The sequence below is a fragment of the Rhodococcus sp. 1R11 genome, from assembly GCF_004563845.1.
In the GTDB taxonomy this organism is placed as follows: Bacteria; Actinomycetota; Actinomycetes; order Mycobacteriales; family Mycobacteriaceae; genus Rhodococcoides.
In genome coordinates this window covers 100,215-123,278 of sequence record NZ_SPNG01000011.1, presented here as the reverse complement: position 1 = coordinate 123,278, position 23,064 = coordinate 100,215, and the positions used below count along the sequence as shown (strand labels likewise).

The following is a 23,064-nucleotide window of genomic DNA, read 5'->3' as shown; positions in this document are numbered from 1 at the left end:
CGTACCCCGCGAACGAGCTTACGCAAACCGCACAGCACCGCTCGTTCCGAGACCCTCGCATGCGCCGTACGCAAAAAGGCCCCGCACTGCTGCCGGGTCGGGGGTCAGGCAGCAGTACGGAGCCACACGGAATATATGCAGACTTCAACCACTCGTTACAGCGAGTTCGGAATTGCCATCGTCATTTCATTCGATTGAATGAACCGCGGGCCGTCGAACAGTCGTCCTGCTCGACGGCCCGCGCCCAATGTCCCGTCCTGACCAGCGCAAGAGTGAGCAGAAGCCGGTCGCGTGCGTCGGTGAGATCACGCCCGGTCAACTCCGCGATTCGACGCACCCGATAGATGACGGTGTTGCGATGGCAGTAGAGCGCCTTCGCGGCGTTGGTGGGCGAACCGTCCGAAGCGAGCATGTGCGCCAACGTGTCGAGCAACGTTTCTCGGTGCGGTTCCGGATGCGTGAACAAAGCGCCGAGCGCATGGCGAACCAACAGTTCCGACGACTGATCGTCGGCGGCCATGATCACCCTCGGCAATCGGTCCGTCGCCAACGCGACGCCACTGTCTTCGGTGATGGTCTCGGCCGTCAGTGCCGCCAGGCGATACGCCGCCGCGAACGACGCCACTCCCTCGGGTGAATGCGCGACACCCACCGGGCCGACCGCCCGCGCGGCAAGGGCGTCGATGACCGATCTCCACGATCCGGTCCCGAGCGCCACGAGCGCGAATTGATGCCCGTCCCGTGTGTTCCAGTGCGACACTGCGCCGATCTGATCCATCGCGTCCTCGGGCGCGGGGAGCGGAGGCGACCCCTGATCGTCGAGCGGACCGACCACGCAGGCAATCTGCTGTGAGGCCGAAAGGCCGAGGGTCGCGCGGGCCTCGATCACGAAAGCCGGATCGCCGCCTCGGCCCGACCGGAGGCCGTCGAGAATCACCAGCACATTGGCGAGATCGCGCTGCTGCATACGCGCGCTCTCCTGGCGGTACGCCTCGACAAGAGTTTCGTACTGACTGTCCAGCGCTCTCCACAACTGTTGACCGGCGACCAGGAGTAGATGCTCGTCGATCACGGATCTGCATTGTTCACGCTCGAGCATCAGTTCTTCCCACAGTGTCCGACTTCCGAGCGTGTACGCCTTCAGCACCAACTCCATCGGAATGCCTTGGCGTGCACGCTCTCTCCCGGTGCGACGCCATACCTCTCGGGCGTTGTCGCCCGCGGCCGCAAGACCGGACAGCGTGCGTAGGCCCTGGCTGATATGCGCGCGGGTACTGCGACGAATTTCGCCGGCGATGTCAGGAGTGGTGCTTGCCAGGTATGCGGGTTCCTGCTCTATCAGCGCCAGCGTGATCGAGTCGGCGATCGCATCCGCCCGCGGCAACAGCGCGGCCCACGCACCGCGGATCTTCTCCTGGTCGGAGGGGTTCACCGCGCCGCGCGCAGCGGAACGCGACGACGCGCGCCGAACCCCGGAAGAAGCCATCCGCTCATTTTTGCGCACAGAGCCCACATCACAGGGTGATTTGACCGTTACTGGTGCCCAGACACCCAAACATTCTGTGCGAAGCGCCCATACCGCGCGTTGTGCTGCACGCCCCATAGTGGACCCAACAGATTGTGAGGTGCATCACTTGAACTCTCTCGACACGATGAATCCGGTCCTCACCATGACGGACGTCGACGTGTCCTTCGGCGGCATCGTCGCGCTCTCCGGAGTGACCATCGAGGTACGACCCGGCGAAGTCCTCGGCGTCATCGGACCCAACGGGGCAGGCAAGACCACACTGTTCAACGTTGCGTGCGGTCTCGTTCGACCCCGATCGGGAACCCTTGCCCGACACGGCGAGACCTTGAGCCACCTCCGCCCACACGACCTGCCCCGGCTCGGCATGAGCCGAACGCTGCAGGGGCTGGGACTGTTCGATCGAATGACCGTGCTGGACAACGTCATGGTCGGTGCCGACCGAGTGGCACGCACCGGAATTGTCAGCGGCCTGCTGGGCCTTCCCTCGAGCGCGGCCGACGACGCGGCGGTCCGCGCGACCGCCATGAACACCCTGGAACGACTGCGCATCGACGGCTACGCGCACCGGCTGCCACCGAGCCTGCCCTACGCGGTCCGAAAGCGCGTAGCCCTCGCGCGCGCACTGGTGAGCGAACCGTCGTTGATCCTGCTCGACGAACCCGCCTCGGGCCTGTCCAACGACGAAATGAGCGAACTCGGTGACGAAATTCGCTCTCTCACATCAGCAAACAAGGATTCCCAGCCGGACCGACCGGCCACATCGGTCATGCTCGTCGAACACCACATGGACCTCGTCATGACCGTGTGCGACCGGATCTACGTTCTGGACTTCGGCAAGGTCATCGCCCAAGGCACACCGGATCGGATTCGCGAGGATCCGGCCGTACTGGCCGCATATCTCGGAAACGAGGTGGCACATGACAACTGACGCGACACACCTGAAGATCACCGACCTCACCGTGCACTACGGGCCGGTCACCGCACTGGATTCGGTGTCGATGACCGTCACCGCGGGCACGATCACCGCCGTACTCGGAGCGAACGGTGCCGGAAAGACCACGCTGCTGCGCACTGTCTCCGGCCTCCTGAAGCCGACGTCGGGGCGTATCGAGCTCGCCGGCGTCGACATCGTCGGCATACCTCCGGATCGCATGTCCCGCAAAGGGCTTGCGCACGTCCCCGAGGGTCGTGGGGTGATCGCGGAACTCACCGTCGACGAGAATCTCCGACTCGGAGCATTGGGACGCAACCGAAGTCACGATGCCGTGACCCTCGATCGCATCTACGACATGTTCCCACCGCTGACCGGACGGCGAACCTCGTCGGCGCACACGCTGTCGGGCGGAGAACGGCAGATGCTGGTGATCGGTCGAGCACTGATGGCAACGCCGTCGGTTCTTCTCCTCGACGAACCGTCGCTCGGGTTGGCACCGAAAGTCGCCGCACAGATCTTCGAAACGCTGCGCGCACTCGTCGATTCCGAATCGATGACGGTCGTGCTCGTCGAACAGAACGCACGAAGTGCACTGTCGATCGCCGAACATGCCGTCGTCCTCGATCTGGGCAAGGTCGCGGTGGAAGGCCCGGCCGACACCTTGGCCGGGGACGACGCCCTCCGACACGCCTATCTCGGGTTCTAGAGCAAGCCGAAAGGACGCCAGCCACAGTGCAACAACTGCTCACCATCCTCATCAACGGCGTGACGACAGGCATGGTCTATGCCGCGTTCGCCCTCGCTCTCGTCCTCATCTGGCGATCGACCCGCATCGTCAACTTCGCCCAGGCTCCGATGGCCATGATCACCACGTACGTCGCACTGGTCGTCATCGACGCCGGTTACTCGTACTGGTTGGGCTTCGGAGTCGCACTGCTCAGCGGACTGTTGTTGGGAGCGTTGATCGAACGACTCGTCATTCGGTTCGTCGACAGCTCCTCGCACATCAACCCGGTGATTCTGACGCTCGGGTTGTTCATCATCATCCACGCGGTTGCGGCCATCATCTTCGGGAACCAATTTCGTTCGTTCCCAGCACCGTTCGGTCTCACCGGCCAGAAGGTCGGAGAGATCAACGTGGCCCTGACCGGATACGACGTGTTCAAGATCGTCGCCGTTCTCGTGGTCCTGGGCCTGCTGATTCTGCTGTTCCGGTTCACCGATCTGGGACTGAAGATGCGCGCCAGCGCATTCGAGCAGGAGGTAGCCAAACTGCTCGGAGTCCGGGTGAGTCGAATGCTCACGCTCGGTTGGGCTTTGGCCGCAGTCGTCGGATCGCTGGCCGGGCTGCTCATTGCAGGCGGCTCGCTGGTGCACCCCGGGTACATGGACTCGATCGTCGTCTTCGGTTTCGTCGCAGCCGTTCTCGGTGGTCTCGACAGCCCGGCAGGCGCAGTGGTCGGAGGCCTGCTGATGGGCGTCGGGCTCAGTTTCGTCAGCGGCTACCTCGGCCAGGACCTCGTGTCGAGCGCGGCGTTGATCATTCTGATCGTCGTTCTCCTCGTCCGCCCGAGCGGGTTGTTCGCCAGCGCAGCAGCCAGGAGGGTATGACGTGAACGCAACTCTCACTCGAATCACGGCCACCCCGGTACGACGCCACTTCCTCTGCGCTGTCATCGGACTCGTCGTCATCGTGCTGGCGCTCGAATCACTGAGCACCTTCCGTCAGAGTCAGCTGACCTCGGTCGCGTACCTGGCGATCGCAGCCGGCGGATTGACCGTGCTGACCGGTCTGAGCGGGCAGCTCTCGCTCGGGCACGGTGCGTTCATGGCCGTCGGTGCGTACACCGCGGCATTGATGTTGCGGGCCAACGATTCCGGATGGTCGGTGCCCCTCGTACTGCTGGCCGCCACCGTGATCTCTGCCTTGGTGGGCGTGGTCGTGGGAGTGGCCGCCGCCCGACTGCACGGCCCGTACCTGGCCGGTGCGACGCTGGCTCTGGCCGTCGCAGTACCGGGACTGGCCTTGTACTTCTCGGACTACCTCGGCGGTGAACAGGGTCTCGTCGTCCCGGCTCCGAAAGTCCCTGATCTGATCGACGACGTGATGTTCTTCGTCACCGGAAACGAGCTCAGCGGAACCAAATTCGTCGCCTACGTCAGCTGGGTGCTGCTCGTCGTCGTGTTCTTCTTGCTGGCGAACGTCTCGTCGAGCCGAATCGGCCGTCGCTGGCGGGCCGTTCGAGACGACGAAGTCGCCGCCGAGCTGTCCGGAATCGATCTCGGGCGGGCACGCATCCTGGCGTTCGTCGTCAGCGCCGCATGCGCGGGTGCCGGAGGTGCCGTCCTCGCGATGTCGGCGCGGATCGCGGCCCCGAGCGGGTTCACGCTGACGCTCTCCCTGACATTGCTCTCCGCCGTCGTCATCGGCGGGCTCGGCACCCTGTTCGGGGCATTGATCGGGGCACTGTTGCTCACCTACATCCCACCGGTGGTCACCAACCTCGGGCTCGATCTGGGGCTGAGCAGTCTGCAATCCGCCGAACTCGCACCACTGGTGACCGGCATCTTCACCGTCCTGGTCATCCTGTTCGCCCCACTGGGTCTGGTGGGCACGTTTCGAAGGTTGCGTTCAACCAGAAAAGAGATGAAATGAAGAAGTTCGGATCGGTGGCGGTCAGAACGACCGCACTCGTCGCCGTCGTCTCGTTGGCTGCAGCATGCGGTGCAGGCGGTAGAGACGAGGCAACAGAATCCTCGGAAGGCTCGACGATCGGCATCACCGACACCTCGGTGAAGATCGGAGCCCACTTCCCACTGACCGGGGTCGCAGCACCCGGATACAGCGAAATACCCACGGGCGCAAAGGCTTACTTCGACTACGTCAATGCCGCGGGCGGCGTCAACGGCAGGCAGATCGAGTACGTCGTTCGTGACGACTCCTACGATCCGACGACGACCACCCAGGTAGTCAACGAACTCGTCCTCCAGGACGAAGTGTTCGCCGTCGTCGGTGGACTCGGCACGGCGACGCACAGCGCAGTGATCGACTTCCTGAACGAGGAGGGTGTGCCGGATCTGTTCGTCTCCTCCGGCGCGATCATGTGGGGCAACGACCCCGAGAAGTACCCGAATACCTTCGGCTGGCAGCCCGACTATCAGGTCGAAGGCAAGATCATCGGCGACTGGGTGACGAAGAACCGCCCCGACGCGAAGGTCGGACTGTTCCTCCAGGACGACGATCTCGGCAGGGACAGCGAAGCCGCGGTACGCCAATATCTCGACGACCAGATCGTCGAGGTCGTGCGCTACACGTCCGGCAACACCGATGTCGCACCACAGATCGCGGCTCTGCAGGGTGCCGGAGCCGACCTCGTACTCGGCTTCAACGTCCCGTCGTACACCGCACTGAGCCAACTGACCGCGATGCGGCTCAACTACGATCCCGAGTGGTTCTACAGTTCGATCGGCTCCGACGTCGACCTGGTCGGTTCTCTGCTCGGACGCTTCTCCCAGGGCGCGGTCACCAACGGTGCCCAGTCCCTCGAAGGCATGATCTCGCTGGAATACATCCCCGGCGTCGACTCCCCCGAGAATCCGTGGACGCAACTGTGGCAGAAGGTCTGGGCGCAGAACGGAACAGGTGACCCACTGACCAACTACCGCATCTACGGACTCAGCCAGGCGTACGCGTTCGTCCAGGCACTTCAGGCGGCCGGCGAGAATCCCACCCGTGAGGGCATAGTCTCCGCGATCCAGGACGGCGGAATGGACTTCCAGGGCCCGCAGCTGGCCCCGTTCCGATACTCCGACGAAAGCCACCTCGGAATCTCCGGAGCCAGTGTCTTCCAGATCCGCGGAGGTGTACCCGAGTACCTGACTCCCGTGTTGCAGACCGACATCGGAGACTCGGCAGTGGAGGAATACACCGGGGACGAATCGACTCCGCCGGAGAGCGGCATACCCGGCTGATCGGACACGAAAAGGCACGCAGAGCGAGCTCTGCGTGCCTTTTCGACGTTGTGATCAGCAGATCCGAAAACCCCTCGTTTGCCGGATCCGCCGACCCTGTGACCCCCAGATCGTGTCCCCGTACCGGGGAGCAGCCGAAGCTGCGGTGATCAGCGCTCGATGATGGCGGTGACGCCCTGGCCACCGGCCGCGCAGATCGAGATCAGGCCGCGGCCCGAACCCTTTTCGGCCAGCATCTTCGCCAGCGATGCGACGATGCGTCCACCGGTCGCGGCAAACGGGTGGCCCGCGGCGAGCGAGGATCCGTTGACGTTGAGCTTGCTGCGGTCGATGGAACCGAGCGCACCGTCGAGTCCCAGACGCTCCTTGCAGTACGCGTCGCTCTCGAACGCCTGCAGCGTCGCGAGCACCACCGAAGCGAACGCCTCGTGGATCTCGTAGTAGTCGAAATCCTGCAACGTCAGACCGTTACGGGCGAGCAGACGCGGGATCGCGTACGTCGGGGCCATCAGCAGGCCGTCCTTGAACGATCCGTTGCCGTGGATGTAATCGACCGCGGCGGTCTCGGAATCGACGAGGTGCGCCAGCACCGGCAGGTTGCGCTCGGCAGCCCATTCGTCACTCGACAGCAGCGCAGCCGACGCACCGTCGGTCAGCGGAGTCGAGTTGCCGGCCGTCATCGTGGCGTCGCCCAGCTTGGTTCCGAAGACCGGCTTGAGAGTGGCCAGCTTCTCCACGGTCGATCCCGGACGCAGGTTGTCGTCGCGGGTCAGGCCGAGGAACGGCGTCACCAGGTCGTCGAAGAATCCGCGGTCGTACGCGGCTGCCATGTTGTGGTGGCTCGCCGCGGCCAGTTCGTCCTGGTCCTCGCGGCGGATGCCGAATTCCTTCGCCGTGATGGCGGCGTGATCACCCATCGACATACCGGTACGCGGCTCACCGTTGCGGGGAATCTCGATGCCGAGCATGCCCGGACGGACGTTGCCGAGGAGCTTGATGCGATCGCCGGTGCTCTTCGCCCGATTCAGGGAGAGCAGGAACTCGCGCAGTTCGTCGTTGACGCCGATCGGAGCGTCGGACGTCGTATCCACGCCGCCGCCGATACCGGCGTCGATCCGGCCCGAGGCAATGGCGTCGCCGACGGCGATGATCGACTGCAGACCTGTACCGCAGGCCTGCTGGATGTCGAAGGCCGGGGTGTACGGGCTCAGCGCGCTGCCGAGCACGACCTCACGGGTGAGGTTGAAATCGCGCGAGTGCTTGAGCACTGCACCGGCGGCGACGAGGCCGAGACGCTCGCCCTGCAGACCGAAACGGGCGACGAGACCGTCGATGGTGGCGGTGAGCATGTCCTGGTTGGACGCCAGCGCGTACTTCTTGTCCGAACGCGCGAACGGAATGCGGTTGCCACCGACGATTGCGACCGGTCGTAGCTGCTTGCTTGTCACTGACGTCTCCAAACATCGTCCCCAGCATGTGGGGAATGGCCCTGGTGGAGTTTCATCTTACTGGCGAGTAAGTTGGTTGTCGACACCCGGTCGTGCGCCTCGCCCTCAGAGCGAGCAGCGCTGAATGAAAGGTACGACAGTGGCAGCCTCCAAGGGAGCCCCAGATCTCTACTCAACGTTCCTCGCGTCCGCGCCGGGAGCCTTCATCGCCAAGCAGGCCGGCCTGCCGCAGCCCGAGAAGCTGCGCCGCTACAAGGCAGGCGAGCCGCCACTGGCCGGACCGGTCCTGATCGGTGGCAGCGGCCGCCTCGTCGAGCCCCTGCGCGAGCTGCTCTCGGACTACCCGCAGTCGCAGCCCCACGACGACAAGCACGGCGGATTGGTGTTCGACGCCACCGGAATCGGCAACGTCGCCGAGCTCGAGCAGCTGTTCAAGTTCTTCCAGCCGGTCATCCGCAACCTGGCACCCTCGGCTCGCGTCGTCGTCATCGGCACCACCCCCGAAGAGACCTCGAGCGTCGACGAGCACATCGCTCAGCGCGCCCTCGAAGGCTTCACCCGCAGCGTGGGCAAAGAGGTCAAGCGCGGCGCGACGGCTCAGCTCGTCTACATCTCTCCCAAGGCGTCGACCGGCCTGTCCGGCCTCGAATCGACCCTCCGCTTCCTGCTCTCGGCCAAGTCCGCCTTCGTCGACGGCCAGGTCATCGTCGTCGGTGACGCAGATTCACAGGCACCGGCCTCGTGGGACAAGCCGCTCGCAGGCAAGGTAGCCGTCGTCACCGGCGCTGCCCGCGGCATCGGTGCCACCATCGCCGAGGTTCTCGCCCGTGACGGAGCCACCGTCATCGCCGCAGACATTCCCGCAGCGGGAGAAGCACTCTCGCAGACGGCCAACAAGGTCGGCGGCACCGCGCTCGCACTCGACGTCACCTCACCCGACGCCGGAGAGACGCTGAGCAAGCACCTCCTCGAGCGCCACGGCGGTGCCGACATCATCGTGCACAACGCAGGCATCACCCGCGACAAGACCCTCGCGAACATGGACGACGCCCGCTGGAACTCCGTCATCGGCGTCAATCTCGCTGCGCCGCAGCGCATCACCGACGAGCTGGTGGCATCGGGCGCGCTCAAGGAAGGCGGACGCGTCGTCGACGTCTCGTCCATCGCCGGTATCGCGGGTAACCGCGGCCAGACCAACTACGGCACCTCCAAGGCCGGCGTCATCGGCCTGGTGCACGCCTCCGCACCGGTACTGGCGAAGAAGAACATCACCATCAACGCCGTTGCTCCCGGCTTCATCGAAACCGCGATGACGGCAGCCATCCCGTTCGCCACCCGCGAGGCCGGACGACGCATGAGCTCGCTGCTGCAGGGCGGCGAGACCGTCGACGTCGCGGAGTTGGTCTCCTACTTCGCTTCTCCCGCATCCAACGCCGTCACCGGGCAGGTCGTGCGCGTGTGCGGCCAGAGCCTCCTCGGCGCATGAGCACCATCACGCTCACCGAGCAGCCGAAGACGTCGCAGATCTACACCGCGGCGGCACTGGGCGCGTTGCCCTTCCTCGGCTCCAAGTCGAAGACGGTGCCCAGCACCGTGTTCGAGCTCAAGGGCCTGCGAGTGGACCAGGACAACCTGGCCGGCTACTGCCGCGCGACGGGGCTGCGATTCGGCGACCAGCTCCCGATCACCTACCCGTTCACGCTCGTGTTCCCGACCGTGATGAAACTGATGGTCTCCAAGGGCTTTCCGTTCGCCGCAGTCGGTTCGGTGCACGCCGAGAACGTCATCGAGCAGTTCCGCGGTATCTCGGCATCGGAGCCGCTGGACATCCGAGTGCACGCGGAGAATCTGCGCGAGCACCGCAAGGGCTTACTGGTCGACCTGATCAGTGAGGTCAAGGTGGGACGCGAGCTGGTCTGGAAGCAGACCTCGAGCTTCCTGAGCTTGCAGAAGACCTCGCTCTCGGGTGGGCCTCGCGAGACGCCTCCTGCAGACGAGGTTCCGCCGCCCCCGACCCGCACGTTGCGCGTCGACCAGCGGATCATCAGCCGGTACGCGGCCATCTCCGGAGACCGCAACCCGATCCACGTATCCTCGCTCGGTGCAAAGGCATTCGGCTTCCCGAAGACCATCGCACACGGAATGTGGAGTGCTGCAGCGGTACTGCAGACGGTCGAAGGTCGAATCCCGGAGGCCGTGAACTACAGCATCCGCTTCGGCAAGCCGATCTTCCTGCCCGCGACGATCAACGCTTACGCCGATGCCGTCGGTACCGGCTGGGACCTGTCGCTGAAGAACCCGAAGAAGGGCTACCCGCATCTGACGGGAACCCTGCGCTGAGCTAGCTCGAACTCGAAGTTATGGACGGATTTCACCGGATTTCCGTCCATAACTTCGAGTTCGGCAGTCTCAGGTAGTTGCAGTTTTCTTGCCGGCGAGTCCGCGCCACGCCAGGTTTTCCAGGAGGTCCGCTGCGGCGTCGACCTCGATTTCTCCGCCTGCCACGCGGTCGGCCACGGCCTCACCGGCCCCGACCAGTGCGACGGCCATCAGCCCGAAGTTCTGCGACTGTTCCGGGTCTCGGGTACTCATCGCCAGCAGACCTGCGGTCAGCTCGATCAACCGGTCTCGGCTGCTCTGCACCTGCGAGGCAAAAGCCTGCTGACCGATCGCCTGGCGGTAGAGCACCATCCACGACTTCCGGTTCTCGCCGACGAAGCCGAGGAAACCGATCAGCGCGCGGCGCAGTTGCTCGCGCGGCGTCAGGGTCGGGTCTGCGGCGGGCGTCAGGGCTTCGACGAACTTGAGGCCCTCACGATGGATGCACGCAGCGAACAGCTCGTCCTTCGAGCCGTAGTACAGATAGAGCATCGGCTTGGAGATGGCCGCCTTCTTGGCGATCGAATCCATCGATGTCTCATGAAACCCGTTGTCGGAGAACACATCCACTGCCGCGTCGAGCATCTGCTGCTCACGGACGGCGCGGGGCAGTCTCTTGGTGCCGCCAGCCATGGATCCTCCAATACGTACGAAGCACTAGACGTTACTCCACAGTAAGGTCCAGCGACGACCGATCAGGCTCCGCACGCACCTTTGAACCGCGCAACCGTCGCCGCTGCCTCGTCCACCTGGGCTGCGGGAAGGCGTCCCGTCGCCACTGCGTCCTCCAGATTGTCCAACACCGCCGGCACCTGATCGGTGGTCAGCCACAACGCCACATCGGCTCCGGCAACCAATGCCGATTCGACCGCGTCGACGATCCCGAGCCGGGCCGTGATCGCCGCCATGCCACTGAGGTCGTCGGTGAAGATCGGGCCGTCGAAGGGCTTCGCCCCGTATCCGACGCCGTCACGCAGCAACGCCATGGCCGCAGGGCTGATGCTGGCGGGAACACCGGGGTCGGTCAGTCCGGGCACGTCGAGGTGGCCGACCATGACGCCGACCCCTGTGGTGTCGAGCGCGGCGAACGGCAGCAGATCCTTGGCTTTCAGCTCGTCGAGCGACGGTGTGGTGACGGCACCGGTGTGCGAATCGCCCGAACCCGAACCGTGCCCGGGAAAGTGCTTGATGACCGGCTCGACTCCTGCATCCTTCAACCCCTTCGCGTACGCCCCCGCGTACTCGATGACGACCTGCGGATCGTCGGAGAACGAGCGATCACCGATGACCGAATCATCCGGCTGAGCACTGACGTCGACGACCGGCGCGAAATCGACGGTGACGCCGAGATCCTTCAGCCCCCGGCCTCGCGTCAAGGCCTCCTGATATGCCTCGTCCACCGACATCGTCTGCGCCAGTTCCCGCGCCGACGGTGCCGCACCCAACAGATCGGCAACCCGCGACACGCGTCCACCTTCCTCGTCGATCGTCACCATCGGGGCCACCGCGGACGCGTCGAGCACCTGCGGCACCTCGCGGTTGCCGAGCATCGACTCGTCGGTCCAGCTGCCGACGAAGATCCCACCCACCTGCTCGGTGGACATGATCTGTACGGCGTCCTGCGTTCCGGTGACGCCCACGGTGAGCAACTGAGCCAGACGTTGCCGCTCGGTCAGGCCGTCGACGAAAGTGACACACGCGTCGGCCGGCGGAGGCGTCGACTGCGGGGCCGACGTCTGCGGAGCGGTCGTCGTCGAGGAGGGAGCCGACGGCGTCGAGGCCACCTGCGTCGATTCACTCGAGCACGAGACGAGCAACCCCACCCCGACCGTCAGAGCTGCAGCGGACCGAACCGAAAACCGAAGTCGCATGGAATACGACGGTAGCCGAGAAGTTGCGTGTTGCTGACCGCCCTCCGGTTGGGATCAATGCGACTTTGTTGCACTCCGAGCGACTGAAACCCACATTGATCCGGGGTGGGGGCGGGGTAATCTGGACGAAAGCGACATGAGGAGAATTGCCACCATGACTGCTGATCTCATACTCATTGCCTACGACGGTTCCGACAACGCCAAACGAGCCATCGACTATGCGGGACGGTTTCTCACCACCTCTCGCGCGATCGTCGTCACGGCCTGGGAGCCGATGGTGCGTCAAGCAGCGCGGATGTCGGGTCTGTCGGGCGTCATGCAGCCCGAGTGGGTGCCGGACGACGAGGCCGAGGACGTTGCTCTCACCGATGCGAAGGTGACCAACAGCGAGGGCGTCGCACTGGCAGAGGCCGCAGGCCTGAAGGTGGAAGGCCAGTGCACCGAATGCACCACCGCCATCTGGAGCGCGATCGTGGAGAAGGCCGACGAGATGAACGTCGACATCATCGTCACCGGCACCAGGGGCACCACCGGGCTGCGGGCCCTCCTGCAGAGCTCGGTGGCCGAGCACGTCCTGCGGCACAGCCACCGACCCGTCCTGATCGTTCCGCCCGGAAAGTAACGCGTCCACCGGCCGGTTCAGCTGGTGCAAGTGATACCGTGATGCCCGCGTGGGGGACAACCTCGCCCACTGCCTCACTGAGCCGACTGACTGGAGAACCGAGATGAAGTTCGCTGTCCCGGGTGTCATTGCCGCCGTCGTCGGAGCCGTACTGGGTGCCGGCGTCGTATTCGGAGTCACCGCCGGTGCAGCAGACAACTCTCGTCCGGATATCGATCGCACCGGAAACGCCGACTCGTCCTTGCTGAACCAGGTTGAGTACGGCAGCCGCTGACGCTGGTCGCTCACGTGGATCGTTGATCTCGGCCGAGCCGCTCGGCCGGATTTGGCTCTTCGGAGTCTCCGCTCTCGTATTCCTGCTCACGTTCATGCAGGTTCCGGGCTTCACCGTCGCCGATACCAAGTTCGACCTGGCGCAGAACCCTCTCGGATTTCTCGAACGCGCCTCGCATCAGTGGAACAGCGCCGCACCGCTCGGCCAGGTGCAGAATCAGGCCTACGGCTACTTCTTCCCGCACGGAGCGTTCTTCGCCGGCGGTGATCTGCTGTCGATTCCACCGTGGATCACCCAACGCATCTGGTGGGCATTGCTGCTCGTGGCCGGGTTCTGGGGAATCGTCCGGCTCGCCGAGGCACTCGGTGTCGGCAGCCGCAGCTCCCGGCTGATCGCGGCGACGGCATTCGTGCTGTCCCCCAGGGTGATCACCACTCTGGCGTCGATCTCCTCGGAGACGATGCCGATGATGCTCGCGCCGTGGGTGCTCGTACCCATCGTTCGTTGCCTGAACACTGGGTCCGCAAGTAACACGCTTCGGCGAGCAGCGGCACAATCGGCGCTGGCCGTCGCGTTGATGGGCGCGGTCAATGCAGTCGCGACGGCCGCTGCGGTGTCGGTCGCCGTCATCTGGATGCTGTGTCACCGGCCGAACCGCCGCTGGCTGGTGTTCGCTTCCTGGTGGACCGGCTTTCTGGTGCTGGCGACACTGTGGTGGATCGTCCCACTGCTGTTGCTGGGCAAGGTCTCGCCGCCGTTCCTCGACTACATCGAGTCGTCCGGCACGACGACCCAGTGGACGTCGCTGACCGAGGTGCTGCGCGGCACCGGCAGTTGGACCCCGTTCGTCTCGCCGGAGCGAGTGGCCGGCGCGGTCCTGGTGACGCAGCCCGCTGCCGTGATCGCGACCGGCTTGATCGCGGCCGCGGGGATCGCGGGTCTGGCCATGCGCTCGATGCCGGCCCGCGGCCGGTTGACGATCATGTTGTTCGTCGGTCTCGTCGGCCTGGGAGCGGGATTCGTCGGCGATCTCGACGGTCCGTTCGCGGCAACGGTCCGAGTGTTCCTCGATTCCGCGGGCGCACCTCTGCGCAACATTCACAAACTAGAGCCGGTCATCCGAATCCCGTTGGTACTCGGCCTCGCTCATCTGCTGGCCCGGGTTCCACTGCCGGGCTCGGTTCCACGGCCGACGTGGCGAGCGGCCGTCGCGCATCCCGAGAAGCACCCGATGATGGCGGTGACCGCGCTGGTCCTGGTGGCGCTGACCCTGTCCACGGCGCTGGCATGGACGGGCAAGCTGGCGCCGCGCGGTGCGTACGAGGCAGTGCCGCAGTACTGGCACGACGCCGCCGACTGGCTCACCGACCATGCCTCGGGCTCGAGCCCCGACGGTTCCGACGCGCAGCGGGCATTGATCGTGCCCGGCGCACCGTTCGCTCTGCAGACCTGGGGACTGACGCGCGACGAGCCGTTGCAGGCTCTCGCGACCACGCCCTGGGCCGTCCGAGATGCGGTGCCGCTCACGCCGCCGGGTGCCATTCGCGCCCTGGACTCGGTACAGCGACTCTTCGCCGACGGCAGGCCGTCGACCGGCCTGGCCGATACCCTTGTGGGACAGGGCATCAGCTACGTCGTCGTGCGCAACGACCTGGATCCGGAGGATTCGCGGTCCACTCGACCGGCGTCCGTCCACCGCGTGCTCGACGGTTCGCCGGGGCTCGAGAAGGTGGCGGAGTTCGGCGAGGACGTGGCCCCCGGTCAGGTGGACGGGGTGGTTCTGGACGGCGATCTGCGGCCTGCGTATCCGGCCGTCGAAATCTATGCGGTCGACGCAGCGGCCGACGTCCCTGCCTCCGGCCCGTACACGGTCGACGTGGATCGGGTGCCGGTGGTGCAGGGCGGTCCCGAGTCGATTCTGCGATCGAACGAGTTGCGCAACAACGGCGTTCGGCTACCCGTTCCGGCCGGACCGACGCTGCTGGCGTCGGATGCAGCTGCTGCGGGTCTGCCCGTCGATTCGGTGACGGTCACCGATACACCGATGAATCGCGAGACCGATTTCGGTCAGGTCGACAATCACAACTCCGCTCTTCGTGCAGCCGACGAGCCCCGCCGTTCGCTGAACGAGGTGCCCGATTATCCGGTGTACGGGGCACAGACCGTGGACGCCGAGTGGGAAGGCGCGACGTTGACCGCGTCGAGTTCGGCGTCGGACGCGACTCAGATCGGAGGCAGCGTGCCCGGCAGCGGTGTCGCGGCCGCGGTGGATGGCGATCTGGCCACCAGTTGGATCAGCAACGGCATCGAACGCGCTGTGGGGCAATGGCTTCAACTCGATTTCGACACTCCGGTGCGCGGCGGGCTGCTGCACATGCGTACCAGCCCGGGAACGATCGGAGACCCGGTCAAGTGGGTCGAGGTCACCACTCCGAACGGTTCGACGGCGGCGCGGGTGGACAAGCCGGGAGACCCGATGACGGTGTCGTTGCCCGGTGGGGAAACGCCGTGGCTGCGCATCACCGCGAAATCGACGGTCGACGGCACCCGGGGCAGTCAGTTCGGCATCAGCGAGGTGTCGGTGGACGACTACTCCGATCGAGACAACCCGAAGCCGGTCTCCATCGTGCACCGTGCGGTGTTGCCACCCACTCCTGCGGGAGCGAGCGTCGACGCCTGGGAGCTGGGCCAAGAATTTCCGGGGCGCTCTGGTTGCCTGGACACCGACGATCGAATCCGGTGCAGCAGTGGACTGTCCAAGTCGCCGGAGGAACTGGGTCGCTTCTCGCGCACGATCGACGTCCCGATGGGTACCGCGGTGATCCCCGAGCTGACGGTACGCACGCGGCAGTCCCCCGAGCTCGAGGCGCTGCTGGCCCAGCCCGGCCGGCCGCTGGCGAGCGGGGCGTCCGACGTCGCGGACCTCGACGGCTCGGCCTTCGCCGCCACCGACGGCGATCCGCGTACGTCGTGGACGGCACCGGAGAAGTCGATCACCGATCGAGCCGGTACCGACCCCACGTTGACCATTCAACTGCCCGCTCCGACACTGGTGGACGGGCTGAAGCTGAGCCCCAGCCTCGGCGCGCTGCCTGCCCACCCCACGCGGGTGGCAGTGAATCTGGGGAACGGCCCGATGGTGCGTGATGTGGATGCCGACGGTTCGACGACACTCGAGCTGGCACCGTACGTAACCGACAGGATCGTGCTGTCCATCGTGGACTGGGACGGTGTACTCGACCGAAACTCGTTGGGCTTCATCCAATCTCAACCGCCCGGATTTGCCGAGGTCACACCGCTGTCCGCCGGCGAGCCGATCGGGCCGCCGTACGACGGTGACCGGCAGATCACGGTCGACTGTTTCGACGGCCCCCTGGTGTCGATCGCGGGGCAGACGGTCCGCACCTCGGTGACGGCGACAGCGGACCAATTCCGTTCCGGTGCAGCATTACCCGCATCGGTCTGCGACGCGGACATCCCGGTGAACGAGAACTTCGTCAACCCCGTCTCGCTTCCCGAGGGACGCCAGGACATCGTCGTCGAGCCCGGTGCGTCGTTCTTCGTCGACGGGCTTCGACTGCGCACCATGCCGATTCCGGCGTTGTGGCCGGATACGTCTGCGCCGCAGGCGGCGCGCACCACCGCGTGGAGCCCCGACCACCGCGAAGTGACCCTCACCTCGAGCACCTCGGATCGCCTGCTCGTCATTCCCGAAAGTAACAACAGCGGCTGGCGCGCAACGACTCCCGGGGGGACCGAATTGACCCCCGTGGTGGTCGACGGCTGGCAACAGGCCTGGATCGTCCCGGCCGGGGCGTCGGGCACGGTGTCGTTGGATTTCACCACCGACCGCTGGTATCGACTCGGGATCTTCGGTGGGCTGCTGCTGTTGATTCCGCTGCTGATCGCTGCGCTGCGGCGGCCTCGCGGCGTCGTGGATCCGGGTCCAGCGCCCCGGCCGTGGCGTAGCACCCCGGTGGCGTTCGCGGCGCTGCTCGGTGCGGCGATCGTGCTGGCGGGCATTGTCGGTGCGATCTCGGTGCTGGTTCTCGGTGCCGGCTCGGCGCTCCTGAGCCGCCGGTACGGGCCGGAGATCTCGTCTCGTGTATCGGTCTGTGCAGCAGGAGGATTCGCCCTGCTGGGGGCCGCGTTGCTCTCGCTCGGACCGTGGCGGTCGGCAGACGGATACGTGGGTGGGTCCTACGCGGTGCAGCTGGCTTCGTTGGTCGGCATCGTCGCGCTGGCCGTCAGCGCGATGCGGAAGTCGTGACCGCCTTCTTCGGCGCGAACCTGCGGCGGGCCGGCTCTTCCACCAACGCATAACTCGCGGCAGCGACCGGAATCGACAGTGCCAGGGTCACCGTCAGCACGAACCACATGCCGCCCGAGAAGGGGACGATGCCGAACACCGGGAACACGACTGCGAGCACGGCCAGGTGCCAGATGAAAATTCCGTACGACCAGCGGCCGAGGGTCAGCATCACCGGATGCTCGAACACCCGATGCCGGCGGCCGGAATCGGCCAGCACCAACGGCGAGAGCATCGCGAACGCAAGCACGGCACCGAAGACGATCTTGAGCTCGAACTGCCACGGCTCGGGCCGCACCAACCCTTGCGGACCCGCCAGCGGCGTCGCCGACAGAACGAACGCCGTCACCGCGATCGCGGGCATCACCCACCTGCGACGCGCCCATCGATGCACCCACATCTGCGGACCGACCGATACTTCGGCGAGGAGCATGCCTGCGGCGAACCACGGAAAGTAGCCGGGCAACCAGTTGTCGTGATGAATGGCTTCCGGTGTGGCGATCGGGACGAACGCCCAGGAGAGCGACACCGAAGACGCAGCGAGCAGAACCCACACCCGATACCTCGCCGACGAACCCCGCAGCCGCATCATCAGCCAGGCGAACACGGGCAGCAACAAATAGAACGCCACTTCCACCGACAGCGACCACATCTGCGTCATGCCCTCGGTCAGTGTCAACGGTACGAACACCTGGGTCAGAGACAGGTTGGCCAACCACACTCGGTAGTCCCCGCCTGCGTGCGGCAGAAACAGCAGGACCAGCACCGTGACCACCCAGTAGGCGGGCAGGATGCGCACTGCGCGAGACCAGAAATACCGCCGTGTCGGCTGCGCGGCTCCCGACCCACGGGCCTGCGCGGCATGCGGGCGCCACAGCAGAAATCCCGACAGCGCGAAGAAGATCGCCACCGTCAGATCGAACCGGCCCCAGACTCGGCCCATCAGCGGGGAATTGGCGGCCCCGGTCTGGAACGCGACGTGGGTGACGACGATGCCGATTGCGGCGACTGCCCGCATGCCTTCCAGAGCGGGCACGAAGGCGCGCAACGGTACGACGGACGCCGAGTGGACTCCAGTGCTCATGGTGGCTCAAGTGTGCCGTGTCGAACCGGCGTGGACGAGACCGGTGCCACTGTCGACTGTTACTGTCACCTGCGACGTGTCGTAAGAAATCGGGCAGCGCATCGGGGAATTCGTACGATCCCGCCTGCGGTGTCTTCCAGTGAAGCGGTCGACTAAGGAGATTCAGCATGGCGGAGCGCTCAGGGCCGAGCCGGATACTAGCCCTCGTTCTCATCGGCTTGGGCGCATTTCTGGTGGTTGCCGCCATCCTCATCCCCACCTACACCGTCTCGGCGCTCGAGAAGACTCCACTCGACCTCGAGGTCACCACCGTGTCCACCGGCACCGGAAGCGTCCTCGACGCGCGGTCGCTGGCAGCCGGTCGCGCCGTGGTCGATCAGAACGTTCCACTGACCTCACAGCGATTCGTCACCGTCGAGGACCCGTCCGACGCCGACATCATGACTCTTCAGGCCGGACAGACGTTGCGCCGCACCGACAAGCAGGCCGACACCGGACTACTGACCGCCACGGTCGACCGCGTGAGCATCGACCGTAAGACCTCGATGCCCGTCGAGAGCCCGATCGGCACCATCCAGGTGGCAGGCGACAAGCCGGCCGAGGAAGTGGCCCACACCGGTCTGCAGTACAAGTTCCCGTTCAACGCCGAGCAGAAGAGCTACCCGTACTTCGACGTCAACGCGCGCGCCTCGAAGGACATCGACTTCGTCGAGGAAACCGAAATCAACGGCACGCCGGTCTACCAGTACCAGCAGACCGTCGGACCGGTCGACCTGTCGACCGTGGTGAACCTGCCGACCAACAAGGTCACGCTGCCCGCCGACACCTGGGGCGTCGAGGGCGGAACCGCACCGGTGACGATGACTCGCTGGTACGAGAACACCCGCACGGTCTGGGTCGAGCCCGAGACCGGCGTCGTCGTCAAGGGCGAAGAGCAGATCCACCAGTACTACGGCCGTGAAGCAGGCAAGCCCGAGGTCGACGTCCTGAAGGCCCCGATCACGTTCGACGAGAACACCGTCGAATACCAGATCCAGCAGGCCAAGGACGGCCAGGACAAGCTGTCGCTCTTCGGCCGCACCGTTCCGATCGTCGCCGGCATCCTCGGTGTCATCTCGTTGATCGCAGGAGTCGTTCTGCTGCTGCGCGGAGGCGGCAACGGTGGACACCGTCAGCCCGCCCGCACCGACGCCGCTCCCCGCCCGACTCCCAGTGGCGGCACCGCACCGAACCGCGATTGGACGACGGACCGCACGGAAGAGATTCCGAGGACGAACCTCTCCAAGGAGTAAGTGCGCTTCGCGCAGGAGTGGAGCCTGCGGAACGACCCGGGTGGCAGGAGTGGAGCCTGCGGAACGACCCAGGTGGCAGGAGTGGAGCCTGCGGAACGACCAGATAGCCAGTGGCGTGGTTATGTGCCCCAGCGGGGACATAACCACGCCACTGGCGTTTCTCGGCCACTCAGGCCGTCGAGAGGATTCCGTACTGGTGTGGTTGGCGCATCAGCACGAGGTCTTTGCGGCGCACGACGTTGGTGGGGTACGCCCCACCCAGGTTCGTGGTGTCCACGACGCCGGTCGCGTGGCCCGGCGCGTCACTGTCGACGAGGGCTTCGGTTCGGGGGAAGGCGAAGGTGTCCGGCCCGAATACTCCGCTGTGCCCGGTGATTCCGCGGTCGGTGTCGATCGAGTTGGCGAAGGCGAAGTACACGTTGTTCTCGCCTGCCCGGACGCGCATGTGATGCCAGTGCGTGGGATCGGCTCCGGTGGGGACCTCTGCTGCATGAGGGATTTCGGTTCCCGGGTGCGAGCCGACGAAGGTGCCGGCGAGTGCGGCCGGGCAGACGATCAGATCGCAGCCCCGCAGAGCCAGGATCCGGCCTGCCTCCGGTATCAGTGCATCGTGACCGACGAGCATTCCCACTCTCCCGACGGGAAGGTCGACGACGGTCCAGCGGTCGCCCGCATCGAACAGCGACGTATGTTCGGCGGACAGATGGATCTGGCGGTACGCCGTGCAGGTTCCGTTCGGCTGGACCAGCACTGCAGAGTTGTACACGCGATCGGTCCCGTTCTCACGCTCGGCCAATCCGACGACCAGCGAAACATCATGGCGGGCAGCGATATCGACGACGCGTGAGAGCGACGTTCCGTCGATCGATTCCCCGACCTCGCGCGGTGGTCGATCCGCGGAGACCGGCCCGGTGACGGACAGTTCGGGAAACACGATGAGATCACTCGCGTCCGCGAGGCCGGCGGCCCACTGCTCGATGTCGTCGAGGTTGCCGTCGATCGACGTCCCCGGTGTGCATTGCACAACGCTCACCGACGAAGTCCGCCCGGCCGGTAAGGGCGAGTGGCCGTAGAGGGTGAAGAAATCGAGCGGGTTCCACGCGTACGTGTTGGTCTGCAGTTCACGGTACAGATTCGGCCTGCGCACGGGCCCGGGCTCGCGTGTGCGACGAATGTCGATGTCGCCGAGAACGATACCGTCACCGACGTCGAGGAGACCGGCCACGTTTCCGTCGGGTTCGATGATGCAGGTGCCGCCGCTGAACTGAACGGTTCGTTCGAGACCCCAGCGGTTGCTCTCGATGACGTAGCAGTTGTTCTCGAAAGCACGACTGATCCAGTAGGGGGCAGGAGTGCGTTCGGCGAGCCAGTTGCTGATGTGGCAGATCACGTCGGCACCCTGAAGCGCAACCACTCGCGCCGTCTCCAGGAAGTGCAGATCCATGCAGATGAGCAATGCGATGCGCCCGAGTGAGGTCTCGAACACCTGGTGCCCGAGATCGCCCGGGGCCGCCCATTTGGGCTCGGCGATGTACGGATGTGTCTTGCGGTGTGTGCCGACAATTCCCTCGGGCCCGATGAGAACGGCACTGTTGTAGAACAATCCGCTCGTCGCATCGACTTCGGGCATGCCCACGACGATGTAGCAATTACGACGAGAAGCGATCTCGGCGAACGTCTCGGTGGTGGGGCCGGGGATCTGTTCGACGACGGTTGCCGCTTCCTCGGTGTCGTGGAAGCAGTAGCCCGTGGTTGCCATTTCGGGTGTCGTGATCAGGCGCGCTCCGTCCGAGGCCGCCTTCTCCACGAGTTCGGTCAGAGCGGCGATGTTCGAGTCCTTGGCGAACAGTGTGGGCTCGAACTGGACGGCCGCTGCAGTGAATGTCATGACGCCACAGTCCTTTCGGCGATGAGGGGATCGTTCGATTTCGGTGGTTCGTAGAACTGTCCGCGGGTTGCGATCGTGAGCGGAACGTAGAGCAGCGGGCCGAGAAGCATGGCGATGAACGACGCGTAGTACGACGGGTAGAGGCCGAATACCCCGAGCCCGCCCACCGCGACGCCCGCTGCCATGGCGATGATGCCGCAGGGGTTCCAATTGCGTACTCGCCCTTCACGGAACTCGATGTTGTCGCGTGGTGCCAGGCCGAGCATTCGTCTGCACACGAAGTAATCCGCGAGCAGAATGAAGATCCAGGTGTTGGTCATGATGCCGGTGACGGCCAGGAACTTGTCGGTGTACTGCAGAATGTTGACGGGGTAGCACAGCACGCCCACCACCAAGAGCGCCACCATCCACCATTGACGGCCGACTTTTTTGGGCGAGAGCACATCCCACGCGTTCGACAGGGCCAGGGATCCGGAATACAGGTTCATCACGTTGATGCGTACCTGGGTCACCACCGCGAAGATCACGCCGAGCAGACCCATGACGATGGCGAAGTACAGTCCCGGGTCGGTGGCCGAGAGTTCCGGTGTTGCAGTGGTTCCGGTGAAGTGACGCAGCATCGTGAAGCCGAGGAACGCACCGAGAATCATCACGACGACGATCATCAGCAGTTCGGCCAGCATCAGTCCGGCCGTTCCGACGTAGCTGACGCTCTTCTTGGCGAACCGTCCGTAGTCGGTGGCGATGAGCGCCTGGAACACCACCTGCCCGTTGGCGAGACTGAAGGCCTGCCACATCGCGGTGGCGGTGAATCCACCGGTCGCTTCCCATTCACCGGGCCCGACGAGTACGTAGCCGCTCGCGAGCATGTACATACCGACGGCGAACAGGATCAGGAAGATCGGCATCCCGAAGCGCTGCAGAATGTTCATCGAGTGCATACCGCGCCAGGAGAAGAACAGCGCCACGAGTGCGACCAGCGCGAATACCACTGTGGCCCAGGCAGAGTTGATATCGATCCCCGCGAGCTCACTGAGCCCGTGCGAGACGATGCTGCCCTCGAAGATGAAGTAGAAGACGTAATTGACCGCGTAGACGAGCGAGGCGACGGCAGAACCCTTGGTTCCGAACCCCAGCCCGCGGGTGAGCAGTGGCAGCGACAGACCCTCCTGGCTGGCGATACGCATGATGAGGCTGCCGACGAGCGTCGCGCCGATCACCATGTAAGCCACGGGGATCAGGAACATCGGCCATCCCACCAGAAACCCGATCTGGCCGCCGAGGGCGAACCAGAACATCGCTGTCACGTTGCCGGTGAGGACGAGCAGAATCGCGGGCCGACGCCAGCGTTGGTCGTCGGGCACTCGGGAGGTTGCGTAGCTTTCGATCTGATCGTCGAGGCTGGTCGCTGGCCCCTCGAAGTACTTCTTCATGTTCATGAACGGGTGTCCACTTCGGTTCGC

Annotated in this window: 18 protein-coding genes; 11 read left to right on the top strand and 7 right to left on the bottom strand. The window is 65.1% G+C overall.

Annotation, left to right across the window (positions count from 1 at the left end; all coding sequences use genetic code 11):
* Positions 1–181: 181 nt before the first annotated feature.
* Positions 182–1,486, bottom strand: coding sequence for a helix-turn-helix domain-containing protein (locus tag E4P29_RS19275; protein ID WP_280634552.1), 1,305 nt, complete (start codon positions 1,484–1,486; stop codon positions 182–184).
* Positions 1,487–1,634: 148 nt separating this feature from the next.
* Between E4P29_RS19275 and E4P29_RS19270 the strand changes: the two genes are divergently transcribed.
* From E4P29_RS19270 to E4P29_RS19250, 5 genes are read left to right on the top strand one after another with little or no spacing between them, the layout of a single operon-like run.
* Entirely contained in the window at positions 1,635–2,456 is an 822-nt protein-coding gene (locus E4P29_RS19270; protein ID WP_245154404.1) for an ABC transporter ATP-binding protein, read from the top strand.
* Positions 2,446–3,168, top strand: a complete 723-nt coding sequence (locus E4P29_RS19265) for an ABC transporter ATP-binding protein (RefSeq protein WP_027495389.1) — start codon at positions 2,446–2,448, stop codon at positions 3,166–3,168. The genes E4P29_RS19270 and E4P29_RS19265 overlap by 11 nt, the downstream gene beginning before the upstream one ends.
* 26 nt (positions 3,169–3,194) lie before the next feature.
* A complete protein-coding gene (locus E4P29_RS19260) occupies positions 3,195–4,073 on the top strand; it encodes a branched-chain amino acid ABC transporter permease (RefSeq protein WP_032374817.1) in 879 nt (292 codons plus the stop codon).
* A gap of 1 nt (position 4,074) precedes the next feature.
* A complete protein-coding gene (locus E4P29_RS19255; RefSeq protein ID WP_135046752.1) occupies positions 4,075–5,118 on the top strand; it encodes a branched-chain amino acid ABC transporter permease in 1,044 nt (347 codons plus the stop codon).
* Positions 5,115–6,434 (top strand): ABC transporter substrate-binding protein, encoded by a 1,320-nt coding sequence (locus tag E4P29_RS19250; RefSeq protein WP_027495386.1) that lies wholly within the window; start codon positions 5,115–5,117, stop codon positions 6,432–6,434. Before E4P29_RS19255 ends, E4P29_RS19250 begins: the two co-directional genes overlap by 4 nt.
* A 149-nt stretch (positions 6,435–6,583) precedes the next feature.
* Here E4P29_RS19250 and E4P29_RS19245 read toward each other — a convergent pair whose 3' ends face one another.
* The gene (locus E4P29_RS19245; protein WP_135046751.1) at positions 6,584–7,882 is read right to left on the bottom strand and encodes an acetyl-CoA C-acetyltransferase; all 1,299 of its coding nucleotides are present in this window, start codon (positions 7,880–7,882) and stop codon (positions 6,584–6,586) included.
* A gap of 139 nt (positions 7,883–8,021) precedes the next feature.
* On the opposite strand from E4P29_RS19245, the gene E4P29_RS19240 reads away from it, so the two are divergent.
* Positions 8,022–9,368, top strand: a complete 1,347-nt coding sequence (locus E4P29_RS19240) for a 3-oxoacyl-ACP reductase (RefSeq protein WP_135046750.1) — start codon at positions 8,022–8,024, stop codon at positions 9,366–9,368.
* Complete coding sequence (locus E4P29_RS19235) at positions 9,365–10,222, top strand: MaoC/PaaZ C-terminal domain-containing protein (RefSeq protein ID WP_135046749.1); 858 nt, start codon at positions 9,365–9,367, stop codon at positions 10,220–10,222. Before E4P29_RS19240 ends, E4P29_RS19235 begins: the two co-directional genes overlap by 4 nt.
* 69 nt (positions 10,223–10,291) lie before the next feature.
* Here the strand turns inward: E4P29_RS19235 and E4P29_RS19230 are convergent, their stop codons facing one another.
* Together E4P29_RS19230 and E4P29_RS19225 are read right to left on the bottom strand one after the other, a co-directional pair.
* Entirely contained in the window at positions 10,292–10,894 is a 603-nt protein-coding gene (locus E4P29_RS19230; RefSeq protein WP_135046748.1) for a TetR/AcrR family transcriptional regulator, read from the bottom strand.
* A gap of 62 nt (positions 10,895–10,956) precedes the next feature.
* Positions 10,957–12,132 carry a glycoside hydrolase family 3 N-terminal domain-containing protein gene (locus tag E4P29_RS19225; protein ID WP_135046747.1) on the bottom strand — a complete coding sequence of 392 codons (1,176 nt, stop codon included), beginning with the start codon at positions 12,130–12,132 and terminating at the stop codon, positions 10,957–10,959.
* Positions 12,133–12,286: 154 nt separating this feature from the next.
* On the opposite strand from E4P29_RS19225, the gene E4P29_RS19220 reads away from it, so the two are divergent.
* The 3 genes from E4P29_RS19220 (at position 12,287) to E4P29_RS19210 (ending at position 17,298) form a co-directional block, all read left to right on the top strand.
* A complete protein-coding gene (locus tag E4P29_RS19220; RefSeq protein ID WP_027495380.1) occupies positions 12,287–12,754 on the top strand; it encodes a universal stress protein in 468 nt (155 codons plus the stop codon).
* 103 nt (positions 12,755–12,857) lie between these two features.
* On the top strand, positions 12,858–13,028 hold the full coding sequence (locus E4P29_RS19215; RefSeq protein WP_072692026.1) for a DUF2613 domain-containing protein: 171 nt from the start codon (positions 12,858–12,860) through the stop codon (positions 13,026–13,028).
* A gap of 22 nt (positions 13,029–13,050) precedes the next feature.
* Entirely contained in the window at positions 13,051–17,298 is a 4,248-nt protein-coding gene (locus E4P29_RS19210; protein ID WP_135046746.1) for an alpha-(1->3)-arabinofuranosyltransferase, read from the top strand.
* Here E4P29_RS19210 and E4P29_RS19205 read toward each other — a convergent pair.
* Positions 17,276–18,421 (bottom strand): acyltransferase, encoded by a 1,146-nt coding sequence (locus E4P29_RS19205; RefSeq protein ID WP_209205467.1) that lies wholly within the window; start codon positions 18,419–18,421, stop codon positions 17,276–17,278. The two genes, E4P29_RS19210 and E4P29_RS19205, sit on opposite strands and share 23 nt — an antisense overlap.
* 167 nt (positions 18,422–18,588) lie before the next feature.
* On the opposite strand from E4P29_RS19205, the gene E4P29_RS19200 reads away from it, so the two are divergent.
* A complete protein-coding gene (locus tag E4P29_RS19200; RefSeq protein ID WP_135046745.1) occupies positions 18,589–19,713 on the top strand; it encodes a DUF3068 domain-containing protein in 1,125 nt (374 codons plus the stop codon).
* Between the two features lie 169 nt (positions 19,714–19,882).
* On the opposite strand, the gene E4P29_RS19195 is transcribed toward E4P29_RS19200, so the two are convergent.
* On the bottom strand, positions 19,883–21,601 hold the full coding sequence (locus E4P29_RS19195) for a nitrilase-related carbon-nitrogen hydrolase (protein WP_135046744.1): 1,719 nt from the start codon (positions 21,599–21,601) through the stop codon (positions 19,883–19,885).
* Positions 21,598–23,040 carry a cytosine permease gene (locus E4P29_RS19190; protein ID WP_135046743.1) on the bottom strand — a complete coding sequence of 481 codons (1,443 nt, stop codon included), beginning with the start codon at positions 23,038–23,040 and terminating at the stop codon, positions 21,598–21,600. The genes E4P29_RS19195 and E4P29_RS19190 overlap by 4 nt, the downstream gene beginning before the upstream one ends.
* Between the last annotated feature and the right edge of the window lie 24 nt (positions 23,041–23,064).